General features: G+C 70.9%; 10 protein-coding genes. 6 read left to right on the top strand and 4 right to left on the bottom strand.

Annotation, left to right across the window (positions count from 1 at the left end):
* Positions 1-70: 70 nt before the first annotated feature.
* Together K6T50_RS02515 and K6T50_RS02510 are read left to right on the top strand one after the other, a co-directional pair.
* On the top strand, positions 71-529 hold the full coding sequence (locus K6T50_RS02515; RefSeq protein WP_222607857.1) for a PH domain-containing protein: 459 nt from the start codon (positions 71-73) through the stop codon (positions 527-529).
* Positions 529-2535 (top strand): PH domain-containing protein, encoded by a 2007-nt coding sequence (locus K6T50_RS02510; protein ID WP_222607856.1) that lies wholly within the window; start codon positions 529-531, stop codon positions 2533-2535. The genes K6T50_RS02515 and K6T50_RS02510 overlap by 1 nt, the downstream gene beginning before the upstream one ends.
* 42 nt (positions 2536-2577) lie before the next feature.
* On the opposite strand, the gene K6T50_RS02505 is transcribed toward K6T50_RS02510, so the two are convergent.
* The gene (locus K6T50_RS02505; RefSeq protein ID WP_222607855.1) at positions 2578-5376 is read right to left on the bottom strand and encodes an AAA domain-containing protein; all 2799 of its coding nucleotides are present in this window, start codon (positions 5374-5376) and stop codon (positions 2578-2580) included.
* Between the two features lie 391 nt (positions 5377-5767).
* Between K6T50_RS02505 and K6T50_RS02500 the strand changes: the two genes are divergently transcribed.
* Complete coding sequence (locus tag K6T50_RS02500; RefSeq protein WP_222607854.1) at positions 5768-6469, top strand: hypothetical protein; 702 nt, start codon at positions 5768-5770, stop codon at positions 6467-6469.
* Between the two features lie 68 nt (positions 6470-6537).
* Here K6T50_RS02500 and K6T50_RS02495 read toward each other — a convergent pair whose 3' ends face one another.
* The 3 genes from K6T50_RS02495 to K6T50_RS02485 form a co-directional block, all read right to left on the bottom strand.
* Positions 6538-7347 carry a DUF7537 family lipoprotein gene (locus K6T50_RS02495; protein ID WP_222607853.1) on the bottom strand — a complete coding sequence of 270 codons (810 nt, stop codon included), beginning with the start codon at positions 7345-7347 and terminating at the stop codon, positions 6538-6540.
* Between the two features lie 15 nt (positions 7348-7362).
* Positions 7363-7818 (bottom strand): UPF0179 family protein, encoded by a 456-nt coding sequence (locus K6T50_RS02490; RefSeq protein ID WP_222607852.1) that lies wholly within the window; start codon positions 7816-7818, stop codon positions 7363-7365.
* A gap of 109 nt (positions 7819-7927) precedes the next feature.
* Complete coding sequence (locus tag K6T50_RS02485; RefSeq protein WP_225935394.1) at positions 7928-8320, bottom strand: DUF5820 family protein; 393 nt, start codon at positions 8318-8320, stop codon at positions 7928-7930.
* Between the two features lie 563 nt (positions 8321-8883).
* On the opposite strand from K6T50_RS02485, the gene K6T50_RS02480 reads away from it, so the two are divergent.
* Genes K6T50_RS02480 through K6T50_RS02470 form a run of 3 tightly spaced genes read left to right on the top strand, consistent with a single transcriptional unit; the run spans position 8884 to position 14617 of the window.
* A complete protein-coding gene (locus K6T50_RS02480; RefSeq protein ID WP_222607850.1) occupies positions 8884-10998 on the top strand; it encodes a PrkA family serine protein kinase in 2115 nt (704 codons plus the stop codon).
* Positions 10999-11000: 2 nt separating this feature from the next.
* Positions 11001-13286 carry a PrkA family serine protein kinase gene (locus tag K6T50_RS02475; RefSeq protein ID WP_222607849.1) on the top strand — a complete coding sequence of 762 codons (2286 nt, stop codon included), beginning with the start codon at positions 11001-11003 and terminating at the stop codon, positions 13284-13286.
* Positions 13277-14617, top strand: coding sequence for a DUF444 family protein (locus K6T50_RS02470; protein ID WP_222607848.1), 1341 nt, complete (start codon positions 13277-13279; stop codon positions 14615-14617). The genes K6T50_RS02475 and K6T50_RS02470 overlap by 10 nt, the downstream gene beginning before the upstream one ends.
* The last annotated feature ends 1 nt before the right edge of the window (position 14618 follow it).

Raw genomic sequence — 14618 nt, 5'->3', positions numbered from 1 at the left:
TGACCGCGGCCGCGACCACGTCCGGTCGGGCAACCCCACAGCGTTTACCGGAGGCGACCGAACGCCGGGTATGGAATCGCTGGATCCGCGGGTCCGCCTCGCGTGGGTCGTCGGCGCACTCGTCCCGGGCGGCGTGATACTCGCCGCCGGACTGGTCGCCGAACGGGTCGGCGCTCCGGTGTCGCCGGCGTGGGCCGCGGCGGTCGCGCTCGGCGTCGTCGTGCTCGGGCTCGGGGCCGCGGTCGTTCGCTATCGCGTGTGGCGCTTCGAGGTGCGCGAGGACTCGCTGTATCTCGTTCGCGGCGTCCTCACCCGGGTCGACACGTCGGTGCCGTACGTGCGCGTCCAGCACGTCGACACCCGGCGCGGACCCGTCGAGCGCGCCCTCGGGCTCGCCTCGGTCGTCGTCTACACGGCCGGCTCCCGCGGCGCCGACATCACGATCCCCGGGCTGACGCCGGCGCGGGCGAGCGAGCTCCGCGAGCGCCTGCGCGAGCTCGCGACCGAATCGGAGTTCGACGCCGTCTGATGACCCGACTGCATCCCGCCTCTGCCGCCGTCAGCGCGCTCCGCTCGGGCGGCCAGCTGGCGCTGTTCGCGCTGTTCGCGAGCACCGCCTTCGCCGGGATGGGCGGCGGCGACGGCCCCGGACCGGTGGCGTTTCTCGCGGTCCCGGCCGCGTTCCTCGTCGGCGCCGGCGCCGCGCTCGCCCGCTGGTACCGGTTCGAGTACGAGGTGCTGTCCGACCGGCTGGTCGTCAGATCCGGCGTCGTCTCCCGACAGGACCGGGAGATCCCCCTCCACCGCGTTCAGAACGTGGACGTGCGCCGCAGCATCCTCCAGCGGGCGCTCGGGCTCGCCACCGTGACCGTCGAGACCGCCGGCGGCGGCGCCACCGAGGCGACCCTCGACGCCGTCGGGAGCGACGAGGCCGACCGGCTCCGGGCGGAACTGGGTCGCCGCGGCCGGGGTGACGAGTCCCGCGACGACCGCGAGTCGGCGTCCGACGACGCCTCCACGGCCGAACGCGCCGGGACGCGACCGTCGGCGACCGCCGCCGGTGCGACCGCGGCGACGGGATCCGCGGGTTCCGCTGAGTCGGGCGGGGTCGCCGCCGAGTCGGAGACGCTGTACGAGCTCACGGGGCGGCGCTTCGCGACGCTGTGTGCGGTGTCGTTCCGCCCCGGCGCGGTGATCGCGCCGTTCGTCGGCGCGAGCCTCTTCGACGACCTGCTGTTCGACGGCGGCCGGCTGCTCGTGCGCTACGGGATCATCGACGTCGAGGTCGGCCCCGGCGACGTGCCCTCGCTCGGGACGGGCGACCTGCTGTCGCTGGGTCTGCTCGGCGCAGTCGGCTTCCTGCTGGTCGTGTGGGTCGTCAGTGCCGCGCTCACGTTCGTCCGCTACTACGGGTTCCGGCTGGAGCGCGTCGGCGACGAGCTCCGCTACGAGCGCGGCCTCCTCGGCCGTTACAGCGGGACGGTCCCCCTCTCGAAGGTCCAGACGGTCACCGTCTCAGAGAACGCCGTCATGCGCCGGCTCGGCTACGCGAGCCTCGCGATCGAGACGGCCGGGTACGCCCCGGGTTCGGGGGGTGGGGGCGGCGGCGACGGCGGCGCCGAGACGGCGGTTCCGCTGGACACCCGGTCTCGGGTCGTCGCGCTCGCCGACGACGTGCGGGCGGAGCTGGGCACGGACGCCGACGCGGAGGTAGACGACCTGGAGGCCCCGAACAGCCCGAACGATCCTGACGACCCGGACGACGCCTTCGGCGTCGACACGGTCGCGCGCCCGCCGACGCGCGCCAGACGCCGGTACGTCGCCCGCTACGCGATCGCTGCGCTCGTGGCGACGGCCCTCGCGGTCGGGGTCGACCGGCTCGTGTTCGACCTCCCGGGGGCCCTCCCCCTGCTCCCGCTGGTCGGCGTCGCGCTGGCACCGATCGCGGGGCACCTGACGTGGGCGAACCGCGGGCACACCACCGTCGGCGACGGGTTCGTCACCCGGACCGGGGTGCTGCGTCGACACACCCGGCTGGTGCCGTACTTCCGGCTCCAGACGGTGTTCGTCTCCCGGACCGTCTTCCAGCGCAGACGGAACCTCGCGTCCGTCGTCGGCGACTCGGCGTCCTCCTCGGGGCTGCTCGGCGGCGACGCGATCGCCTACGACCTCGACGCCGCGGACGCCGACGCGCTCCGCGAGGAACTGCTCGACAGGCTGGAGGACGACCTCGCGGCTCGCCGGCGCGTGCGGCACGACCGCCGTCGTCGCGCCGAGGGAGGCGCGACCGAGGGGGAGGCGACTTCGGATATCGGTCCGGACGCGGGTTCGGACGCGACGACGGACGCCGTCGGGCCAGACCACGGATTGCCATACGGACCCGACTCGGTCGCGACCAACGGCCGGGGGTCCGGCGACGAGGAGAGCGACACCCAGGACGGCGATGGGGGGAAAGACACCGAGGGGGACGAAACTGAGGGCGGCAATGACGCCGCCGACCGACGATCGGACCGCGACGGGGAACGGGACGACTGAGTCGCGGGCGATGCGGACGCCGGAGGCGATGTCGCCGACCGACTACCGTCGCGCCCAATCGAGCATCCGCGCGTAGAACGGCTCGGACGCGAGCGCCTCGGCGTCCCCGACGAGACACAGCGCCTTCTTCGCCCGCGTCAGCGCGACGTTGACGCGGCGGGTGTCCTCGAAGATCGGGCCGTCGAGGTCGCCCGTCGCGACGAACGAGACCACGATCACCTCCTCGCTCGACCCCTGGAAGCGGTCGACCGTGTCGACGGTCACGTCCGTCCGGCGACCGATCTCCGCCACCTGCGCGCGGAACGGCGCGATGACGCCGATGTCGTCGGGGTCGACGCCGGCGGCGACGTACGCCTCCACGACCTGGGCCACGCGGTCGGCCTCGGCGGGGTTGGCGTTGCCCTCGCGGGCGCCGTCGGGGTCGACGAACGAGACGGGATCCCGGAGTTCCGGCGGGAGGTCCGCGGTGTCGACGCCGAGATCCGCGAGGGTCTGCCCGGCCACCTCGGGTGTCGCGGGACGGAGCTTCCCGTCGTAGAACTCCCGCGAGGAGAACGCCTGAATGCGCTGGCTCATGCGGTACTGGCGGTCGAGCATGACGCCCGCGTCGGGGTGTTCCTCGATGAGGCGCTGGAACAGCGACTCGCGCAGGCGGTTCTCGGCGCGCACGACGGGCGGAAGCTGCTCGTGGTCGCCGACGAGCACGAACCGGTCGGCGAGGTTGATGGCTGCGAGGGTCCCCGGCTCGGTAAGCTGGGAGGCCTCGTCGACGAGCGCCACGTCGAACTCCTGCTCGCGCATCGTCCGCGACCCACAGGAGGAGGTGGTGGCGGCGACGACGGGCGCCGAGTTCAGCTTCGCCGCGCGGTCGTTCGGTTCCCCGCGCGTGACGAGACGGATGTCCTGCATGTCGCCGCGGACGCCCGTCTCCGTCCCGACGCGGAGGACATCGGTGAAGCCCTGCGCCCGCAGCGCCTCGACGGCGTTGTCGACCGCGCGGTTCGTGAACGCCGACAGGAGGACCCTGTCGCCGCGCTCGACGAGCGCGCGGACGATGCGGGCGATGGTGTACGTCTTGCCCGTCCCCGGCGGACCGTGGACGAGCGCGAAGTCCTCGGCGGTGACCGCCCGCTCGACGGCGGCGTTCTGCGCCTCGTTGTTGTCGATGAACGGCGTCGCGTCGTCGTCACGCGTGCCGAAGGCGGGCTCCCGGCGGCCGAACAGCACGTCCTTTCGGTCGGGGTCGCCCTTGAGTACGAAGTCGTGGACGGCGGTGTGCATCCGCGAGACGGACAGTTCCGAGGGGTACACGTCGAGACGGCACAGCTTCACGGGCTCGTCCGTCTCGACGACGACCTCCTCGCCCAGCTTCTGGATCCGGCCCAACTCGGAGTGGCCCGACGCGGGATCGCCGTCCGAGGCGAGCGCCACGTCGCCCTCGCGGAGCTTCGAGACGGCGTCGGACTCCTTGCGGGCGGTGAGTCCCCACCGGCCGTCGCCGAGCGGCTCCTCCCTGACCGGCTCCAGGTCGATCAGCGCGCGGTCGTCGGCCGCGCGCTCCTCGGCGGTCTGCTCCCACAGTTTCCGGTACTCGGCGTGTGTCTCGCGGCGTTCCTCCTCCAGCGCGCGATAGGTCTCATCGAAGTACTCGCGCTCCTCCTCGGAGAGTGCCGTCCCGATCTGCCCGGCCTTCGACTCCTGATCGAGGCGGCCCGAGACGACCATGCAGGTGTCCTGCTCGAAACAGTACTCGCATTTCGCGTCGGCCTCGTAGCCCGTCGGGACGCTCATGTCGAACTCAGTCGCGGCTATCTCGTTGCGCTGGCGGACGACGAAATCGAGCAGCCCCTTCCCGACGGAGAATTCCTTGGCCGGCGAGAGGTCGCCCGACTCCTCGCCGCGCTCCAGGGCGGTGTTCTTGGTATACAGCAGGGTGCCGGTGTCGGCGTCGATGCCGCGCTCGCGCAACAGGAGCGCGTAGCAGGCCGCCTGGATCTTGTCCTGGAACCGCGGCTCGCGGTTCGTGTTCTTGCCCGTCTTGAGCTCGACGGGTTGCCCGCGGCGGAGCGCGTCTGCGCGCCCCTTCACGCCGAAGGTCGGCGAGATGAGCGTGTACTCCGAGCGCCACTCCGACTCGTCGGGGCCGCCGTCCCACTCCGAGCGGGAGGCGTTTTCGTCGGCGGCGGTGTTCGTCGATGCGTCGTCGCAGGCTTCAGTGGACGCGTCGCTGCCGACGACCGTGGTTTCGCCCTCTGCGCCCGCGGAGGCGTCGCCGTCGGTCGCGAGCGTCCCCTGATTCAGCCATCCCTCGATCGCCGCGGCGTTGCGGCGCACCTCGTCGGCGACCTCCTCGCGCTCCATCCCGAGCAGGCCGAGTTCGAGCCCGGCCTCCGCGACGCGGTCGTCGATGGACTCCTCCAACTCGACCCCGCGAAGCAGGTCGCCGAACACCTCGTGGACGACCGTCCCCTTGACGACCGGGTAGTTCAGCGGGATGCCCGAGAGCTTGTTCAGGTAGTACATCCGCGGGCACTGCACCCACGAGCGGATGTCGGTCACGTCGACGAGGAAGTCCGGTTCGAGGACGACGTACGAGTCCGCGGAGGTGGTGTACCCCTCGCGGTCGCCGTAATCGTCGACTTCGGCGTCCGTGACGAGCAGCTCCATCCCCGGCTCGGCGTGCTCGGCGGTGTGGGTCCACTTTCCCCAGAGGGTGACGGTGACGGGGTCCGCGGCACCCCCATCCGGTCGGACCGTCAACTCCGCGAGGTCGCGCTCGCCGTACTTCGTGCTCACCTGCCGGATCTCGCCGACCTCCAGGAGGGGACCGCGAACGTTCACTACCGGAGTGGGCGGGTGCTCGGGAAAAACGGTGTCGGTGCGAACCCCGTCGGCCCCGTGGGTTGTCCCGGGCTCGAACCGTCGTTCCCCGTCTCAGGTCCTCGCGGACTGCGTTCCGACGACCGCGGAAGCCCCCGCAGGGGTGCGCTCGGTGCGGCGGCTGCGCTCCTCGCTCACTCCGTTCGCTCCGGTGCTTGTCCGTCCGCGCCTTCGCGCACCCCCGCGGCCCCTTCCATTCCCGCCCTCGGACGAACGAGGATCGTCGCCGGCAGCCGTCTGGACTCGTGAACGCACGGACACCCGAGAGACGCCGCGGCGGGGTGTCGGTTCCCGTCCGGTGTCGTCCGCGCATCCATCGGTGTTTATCCGACGGGACCGCGGATCACGCGGTATGGACTACCTCGCGGTCGCGGTGCGCTGGCGCGAGCTCGCGGCCGACTCCGACGGCGCGCTGGCGGGCAAACACCGCGTGCTCACGCGGACGGTCGCGCCGGCGATGCGGGAGGCCGCGGCGGAGGGGGCGGTGGCGCTGTGGTTTCACTCCTTCTGGGACGCCGCCGGCCGCTATGAGGTGCCGACCCTGCGGGTCGTCTGCGGCGTCGAGGAGGGGGTCGACCCGGCGGTCGCCGGCGCCGACGCCGGCGACGCGCTTTCGGCGCGGGCGGTCCCCGACGACGCCTACGACGTCGACCTCGCGTACGACGCCGAGCGGCTCCGCGGCTACTGGGGCGGCTCCCTCGACACGTGGGTCGAGGCGAAGTCGCGGCTGTCGACGCTCGCGGTCGCGGCGATCGAGGGCGAGCTGGGCGGGTCGTACGCGTTCCACCGGACCGTGAACCGCCCGGGCCACGTCTGGGCGAACATGCTCGGCTGCTCGTATCTCGCGGAGGCCGGCGTCTACACCGCCCTCGCTCGGGGGTACCTCCGGCAGCTCAACCTCGGCGAGGGGCCGCAGTCGGACGCCGTCCGCGAGGCGATGGCCGCCCTCGACGCCGCCGCCGACCACCTCCCCGACCCCATGCGCGAACTCGACAGCGAGGAGCTGGCGGCGGTCAACGCCAGCGGCACCCGAACGCCCCGGGGCGACGAGTAGCGTCGAGCGGGGACGACCTGCGTATCTGGGGCCCGGACCGGCCGGGGACACGGCTCATCCGTCACCCGTCAGCCGTCCTCGGCGAGCGCTTCGTCGACCCACTCCGGCCGGGGGACCTCGGTATCCGAGACGTTCGTGACGCGGAACTCGACGGTCACACGCGCCGACCGCCCGTACTCGTCGGTCCGGTAGGTCGCCGTGATCGACCGAACGACGCCCTCCCCGGTGACGAGCACGCGCAGGCACACATTCGTCCGAAGCGGTCGGTACCGCTGTTCGGCGGACGCCTCCGTCAGCACGTGGAGCGTCTCCCCGTCGCGCGTCGTCGTCCCCGCATACTGGAGTTCGTATCCGGAAAGGATGGTCTCGACGGCGGCGGCGCCCGTCCGGTCGAACAACTGCCGGGTCGGGAAGTCGGTGTCGAGCGTCACCGACCGGTTCCCGTCGGGCCACCGACGGACGGTGACGGTGTCGTTGCGCCAGTAGGAGACGTTGAACGTCCGACCGTCCGCCCGCCGGTACGGCGTTTCGGTGATCCGTCGGCTGAAGAACTGTGCGAGCCCGTCCGTCCGGGAGCGCCGGAACCCGTCGAGGATCACGGTCCCGTCGTCCGCGACGACGCGGCGGCTCGTCCGAACCGTCACCGACCGGCCGTCGAGCGCCTCCTCGTGGGCCGCCACCAGGGCGCGGCGGTCGATTCCGGATGCACTGGCGTTCACGCCGGGCGGCCGGACCGGCGTCTCCGGGGTCGCGGTGGGGGTCGGGGTCCCCGCGAGCGCGGGAGCGACGGTCCGCGCGTCGCCCCCGGGCGACCCCGTCGCGCCGCACCCGGCGAGCACGAGACACAGACACGCGAGGACCGCGGCCGGACGACGCATCGCGACGGGACCCTGCTATCCCCCGTCTGTCGTCTCGAACGTCACCGTCGTCAGGTCGCGGTCGAGGTGGCACACCTCGTGGGGCGGGTCGCCCTGTACCTCCGCGATACGATATTCCTCGTCGAAATCGGCTCCCAGTGGCTCGCACAGCTCGTGGCTCGGGCAGTCGACGTGCGGACACGGCCCCTCCAGCGACGCCCGCGACCCGGCGTACGCGCCGCGCGAGGCGACGTTCGCGGTGATCTCGGCGGGTTCGACCTCGACGGCGCGGACGCTCGCGTCGGCGTGGACGGCGCAGTCGAGCGCCTGCGTCCCGTCGCGGACGCCGGTCACCCGGTAGCGTCGCCCCTCGACGAGGTTGAGACACTGCCCGCGGTAGGGACAGCCCTCGCAGGCGCTCGACTCCCCTCGGTAAACGAACTCGGTGCCCTCGGACGCGAGTCGCGTGCCGATGAGCGTGACGGTGGACATGTCTCGATCATCCCGCGCGCCGCAGATAACGGCGTCGCCGAGGGGCTCCGGGTCGTCGTCCCCCGCGGTTCCGACAGGGCGTCGCCGCCGGCGGCGACCCGGCGCCGCGTCACTCCTCGCCGAGCAGGTCGTCGAGCGCGTCGAGGTACGCCTCCCGCGGGACCTGGTAGGCGCCGCGGTGGTCGATGTCGCCGGCGACGAACCGCTCGGTCACGTCGCGAACGCCGTCGAGCGCGGCCGTCCGGTCGTCGAACGTCGTCGACTCGACCTCGACTTCGGGCTCAAGGAAGAGGATGACGTGCCACTCGTCGGTGGTCCGCTGGCCCGACCCCGGTCGCGCGCGGCGGGAGCCGTTCGTGAGATACACCGTGGGGAGACACGGCGCGGGGAACCGATCGGCGTCGAACACGTCGGGGCGGAACACCACGATCGCGCGGCCGTTCGGCTCCTCGTTCCACAGCCGCCAGCCGTCGGCGAGCTCGTCGGGGTCGAGGGCGTCCAGATCGAACGCGTCGGCGTCGCGCGCGCCCGTGTCGAGCCCGTCGCCATCGAGCGCGCTGCCCTCGGTCGCCTCCCCGCTCTCGTCGCCGATCCCGGGTCCGTCGACCGGGGGCCGCCCGTCGCCGTCGTCGGTCATGGCGGCTCTTGCCCGCCCGGCGGCTTAGGCGCCACGCTCGCGTGTCCGCGACGACGGTGTCGTCCGGTAAATACGATGAACGGGGCCCTCTCGGTGGTATTCGGCACATGCGTCGATCGCACAACCGATCGAGGGCGCGACGGTACCGGCCCCGTTTGCCGACAGGCTTATGTGTGTTAACACCCACCACAACATATAGTCTCGGTCCGACCACGGGACGGAGGCAACGACCCCCACCGGCCGCCCTCACGACGAGTTCTGTTGGAGACGCCGCCCACGCCGGATCCCCGCGCGGTCGTGTGGCACGAGCGGACACGACGGTCCGGCGGCGCTCGGATCGGGGTCAGCCGACGGAGCGGGCGTCGGCGTCGACACCGGGTGCCTGCGGAGCGGGACCGTCGCGGTCGTCCCCGCACACGTGGCTAACAATGAGTGAACAGACCGACAACGCGAACGACCGCGCGTCAGGGGAGGTATCGAGCACGCACACACTCGAGGAGCTCAGCCGGGAGTACAAGCGATCGGTCCCGGAGGACCTCCGGGAGGCGAAGCCGTTCGAATGGTATCTCCGGGAGGTCACGGCCGACCCCAGAGTCGCACGCAACACCCACCAGCGCGTCGCCGACATGTTCGACCACTACGGCACGCGCTACGACGAGGACGCGGGCGTCGTGGAGTACCTCCTCGCCTCGGAGGACCCGCTTCACGACGGCGAGAACGCCTTCTACGGCCGGGAGGTCCACGAGTCGATCCACGAGTTCGTCAACAAGGTGAAATCCGGCGCGCGGGGGCTCGGCCCCGAGAAGCGCATCAAGCTGCTGTTGGGCCCGGTCGGCTCGGGCAAGAGCCACTTCGACTGGCTCGTCCGGCGGTACTTCGAGGACTACACCCGCAGCGACGAGGGCCGGATGTACACCTTCAGGTGGACCGACCTCTGTTCGGTCATCGAGGACCAGGACCCCGCCGACGACACCGTTCGCTCGGCGATGAACCAGGAGCCCCTCGTCTTGCTTCCGCAGGAACAGCGCGACGAGGTGATCGCGGAGCTGAACGGGAACCTCGACGCGCCCTACACCGTCCGCAACGAGCAGAGCCTCGACCCCGCGTCTGGCTTCTACATGGACGAGTTGCTCGCCCATTACGAGGACGACCTGCAGGCGGTGCTGGAGAACCACGTCGAGGTGGTGCGGCTCGTCGCCGACGAGAACCAGCGCCGCTGCATCGAGACGTTCGAACCCAAGGACAAGAAGAACCAGGACGAGACGGAGCTCACCGGCGACGTGAACTACTCGAAGCTCGCGGTGTACGGCGAGAACGACCCGCGAGCGTTCGACTACGCGGGGGCATTCTGTAACGCCAACCGCGGCATCTTCTCGGGCGAGGAGCTGTTGAAGCTCCAGCGGGAGTTCCTCTACGACTTCCTGCACGCCAGCCAGGAGCAGACGATCAAGCCGCGAAACAACCCGCGGATCGACATCGACCAGGTGATCGTCGGCCGGACGAACATGCCCGAGTACCGCGACAAGAAGGGCGACGAGAAGATGGAGGCGTTCAACGACCGCACGAAGCGGATCGACTACCCGTACGTCCTGGAGTACGACGAGGAGGCGGAGATCTACCGGAAGATGCTCCGCAACGCCGACGTGCCCGACATTCACATCGAGCCCCACGCCATGGAGATGGCCGGCCTCTTCGGCGTGCTCACCCGGATCGAGGAGCCGACCGACGAGTCCGTCTCGCTGGTCCAGAAGGCGAAGGCGTACAACGGCGAGATCGACGAGACCGACGAGATCGACGAGCGCAAGCTCAGGGAGAACGGCGACCGCGCCGCCGACATCGCCGAGGGAATGGAGGGCGTCTCCGCCCGGTTCATCGGCGACGAGATCGCCGAGGCGATCATGGACTCCCGCCACAGGGACCGCGGCTACCTCTCGCCGCTGGCGGTGTTCAAACACTTCGAGACGAACCTCGAGAACCACGGGTCGATCCCCGAGGAGAACCTCGACACCTATCACCGCTACCTCGAACTCGTCCGCGAGGAGTACAAGGAGCGCGCCATCGAGGACGTGCGCCACGCGCTGGCGTACGACGTCGACGAGATCCGCCGCCAGGGCGAGAAGTACATGGACCACGTGATGGCGTACATCGACGACACCACCGTCGAGGACGACCTCACCGGGCGCGAGCAGGAGCCCGACGAGACGTTCCTCCGGTCGGTCGAGGAGAAGCTGGAGGTGCCCGGCGACCGCAAGGACGACTTCCGCCAGGAGGTCGCCAACTGGGTGAGCCGCCGCGCCCGCGAGGGGTCGAGCTTCGATCCCCAGGAGAACGACCGCCTCCGGCGCGCCCTCGAGCGCAAGCTCTGGGAGGACAAGAAACACAACATCAACTTCTCCGCGCTGGTGTCGGCCGGAGAACTCGACGACGACGAGCGCGCCGCGTGGGTCGACGCCCTGACGGAGCAGGGGTACTCCGCCGAGGGCGCCCGCGAGGTACTGGAGTTCGCCGGCGCGGAGGTCGCCAAGAGCGAACTCGAGGAGTGAGCATGACCGATTACCTCGCGCGCGCCGACGAGGCGCTGGAGGGCGCCTACGAGCCGCCGCGTTCGCTCGCGGAGTTCGTCGACCTCGCGTTCGAGCGCCCCGACGCCGTCAGCCACGCCGCCAAGTACCTCCTGTCGGCGATCGAGTCGATGGGCACGCGAACCGTCGTCGAGGAGGGCGTCGAGCGCGAGCGCTACCGCTTCTTCGACGACCCGGCGAACGACGGCGAGCACGCCGTCCTCGGCAACACGGGCGTGCTCAACGCCTTCGTCGACGACCTCCGCACGGTCGCGGCCGGCCGCGGGAAAGACGAGAAGATCCACTGGTTCGACGGGCCGACCGCGACCGGGAAGTCCGAGCTGAAGCGCTGTCTGATCAACGGCCTGCGAGCGTACTCGCGGACCGAGGAGGGCCGGCGGTACACGATCGAGTGGAACATCGCCGCCCGCGAGGAAGAGCGCGGGCTGAGCTACGCCGCCGGCGACGACGCAGAGGACGACTGGTACGAGTCGCCCGTGCAGGCGAATCCGCTGTCGGTGTTCCCCGAGGAGGTCCGCGACGACCTCGTGGCGGCGCTCAACGAGGCCCACGACGACCACGTCCCGATCCGGGCGGAGTCGGACCTCGATCCGTTCAGCCGCGAGGCGTTCGACATCCTCGAGGAACGGTACCGGCGGGAGGGCCGCCGGGACCTGTTCTCGGCGGCGACCGATCGCCGCCACCTCCGGGTGAAGAACTACGTCGTCGACGTGGGCCGCGGCGTCGGCGTCCTCCACGCCGAGGACGACGGCAGCCCGAAGGAGCGACTCGTCGGCTCGTGGATGCCCGGGATGCTCCGCGAGCTGGGCGCCCGCGGCCGCAAGGACGCCCGCGCGTTCAGCTACGACGGCGTGCTCTCGCAGGGCAACGGCCTGCTCACCGTCGTCGAGGACGCCAGCCAGCACGCAGACCTGCTGCGCAAGCTGCTCAACGTCCCCGACGAGAAGCGGGTGAAGCTCGACAAGAGCATCGGGATGGACCTCGACACCCAGCTGGTCGTCATCTCGAACCCCGATCTGGACGCCGAGCTGGAGCAGTTCGCCGACCGCAACGACCGCGACCCGCTGAAGGCGCTCAAGCGTCGCCTCGACCGCCACGAGTTCCGCTATCTCACGAGCGTCTCGCTGGAGACGGAGCTGATCCACCGCGAGTTGACCGACGAGACGACCGTCTGGGCGGCCGACATCGACGCGGCGGACCCCGAGACCGAACACGAGCGGTTGCGCGAGCGGATGGCCGCGCCGCTGTCGGTGCGGATGCGCGACGACCGCGGCCAACTCCGCGAGCGCGAGTTGGCGCCCCACGCGCTGGAGGCGGCGGCGACGTACGCCGTCGTCAGCCGGCTCGACGGGGAGGACCTCCCCGCCTCGATCGGCCTGCTCGACAAGGCGCTGCTGTTCGACACGGGGACGATCGCCGACGGCGAGGAGCGGATCGACGCCGACGAGTTCGACTTCGACGGCGAGGACGGCGCCCACGGCATCCCCGTGACGTACACCCGCGACACGATCGCGGACCTGCTCCACGGCGAGACCGACCGCGCGCACCCCGAGCTTCCCGTCGAGGACGTGCTCACCCCCGAGGACGTGCTCAACGCGATGGCCGAAGGGCTGTCGTCGGCGCCGGTGTTCTCGCGCGCGGAGATCGCCGAGTACGAGAGCCGGCTGGCGACCGTGAAGGATCACGCCTTCGAGCTCCAGGAGGCGGACGTGCTCGACGCGGTACTCTCGGACAAGGGCGTCCCCGAGGAGACGGTCGCCGAGTACGTCGAGCACGTGTTCGCCTGGGACGCCGACGAACAGGTCGAGACCGACCGCGGCCCGGTCGACCCCGACCCGCTGCTGATGAATGTGTTCGAAACCGAGCACTTGGGTCGGTTCGACGAGGACGAGTACGCCGGCAACGAACCGAGCGACGCCGTCGAGGAGTTCCGCAGGGAGACGGTGATCACGGCGCTGAACCGCTACGCGTGGGAGCACCGCGACGACGAGTTCGCCGTCGAGGACGTGGACCTCTCGACGGTCCCGGTGATCCGCGCCGTGCTGGAGGCGCACTCGTGGGAGGACGTCCGCCGCATCTACGACGACTTCGACCCCGCACAGTGGGAGGATCCGCCGGCGAACACCGAGACCGCCCGGGTGAAGCGGGCGGCGATCGAACACATGACGACCGAACAGGGGTACAGCGAGGCGTCCGCCGAGCTGGCAAGCAGGCGCGTGATGCGCGAGGTGAAGGGACGATGGGACTGAGGGAGGACCTCGAACGGTTCCGGGAGATCGGCGACGAGCGCCGGCCCGACCTCGAGGAGTTCATCCGCGAGGGCGACCTCTCGGGCTCCTCGCGCGACCGGGTTCGGATCCCGGTGAAGCTCGTCGACCTCCCGGGCTTCGAGTACGACCGCCGCGACATGGGCGGCGTCGGCCAGGGCGACGGCGACACGCCCGAGCCGGGCCAGCCCGTCGACGTGCCCGGCGACCCCGGGGACGCCGACGGCGACGGCGACGAGGAGGGCGAGCCCGGCGAGGAGGGCGGCGAGCACGGCTACTACGAGATGGACCCCGAGGAGTTCGCCCGCGAGCTCGACGAGGAGCTCGGGCTCGACCTGGAGCCGAAGGGCAAACGCGTCGTCGAGGAGGTGGAGGGCGACTTCACCGAGCTGACGCGCGCGGGACCCAACTCCACGCTCGATTTCGAGCAGCTGTTCAAGCGCGGGCTCAAGCGGAAGCTCGCCACCGACTTCGACGAGTCGTACGTCCAGGAGGCGTGCCGGGTCGCCGGCGCCGACGCCCGCGACGTCTTCGAGTTCTGCCGCGAGGGGAACGTGCTCGTCTCGCTGGCGTGGATCCGCGAGGCGGTGAGCGACCTCGAGGCGGCGGGCGTCTCGCTGGACGAGTACGCCGACTTCGACGACTTCACAGCGCGCGTCGAGCGCGACCCGGTCATCGAGCGCATCCGGCGCGACGGACTGCGGGACGTGCCGTTCCGCCGCGAGGACGAGCGCTACCGCCAGCCCGAGGTGATCGAGAAGAAGCAGAAGAACGTCGTCGTCGTCAACATCCGCGACGTGAGCGGGTCGATGCGCGAGACGAAACGCGAGCTCGTCGAGCGCACGTTCACGCCGCTTGACTGGTATCTCACCGGCAAGTACGACGAGGCGGAGTTCCGCTACGTCGCCCACGACGCCGACGCGTGGGAGGTCGAGCGCGGGGAGTTCTTCGGCATCCGCTCGGGCGGTGGGACCCGCATCTCCAGCGCCTACGAGCTGGCCGCCGAGATCCTCGAGGAGTACCCCTGGAGCGAGTGGAACCGCTACGTGTTCGCCGCCGGCGACTCCGAGAACTCCAGCAACGACACCGTCGAGAACGTCGTGCCGCTGATGCGCGAGATCGACGCGAACCTCCACGCGTACGTGGAGACCCAGCCCGGCGGCAACACGATCAACGCCACCCACGCCGAGGAGATCGAACGGGAACTGGCCGACCGCGACAACGTCGCCGTCGCCCGCGTCGCCGGGAGCGACGACGTGCCCGAGGCGATCCGGACGATCCTCTCGACGGAGGACGGAACGGAGGACACCTGAG

The sequence above is a fragment of the Halobaculum magnesiiphilum genome, from assembly GCF_019823105.1.
GTDB classification, from domain to species: Archaea; Halobacteriota; Halobacteria; order Halobacteriales; family Haloferacaceae; genus Halobaculum; species Halobaculum magnesiiphilum.
The sequence above is the reverse complement of the archived record's forward strand: the minus strand, read 5'-3'. Positions and strand labels throughout refer to the sequence as shown.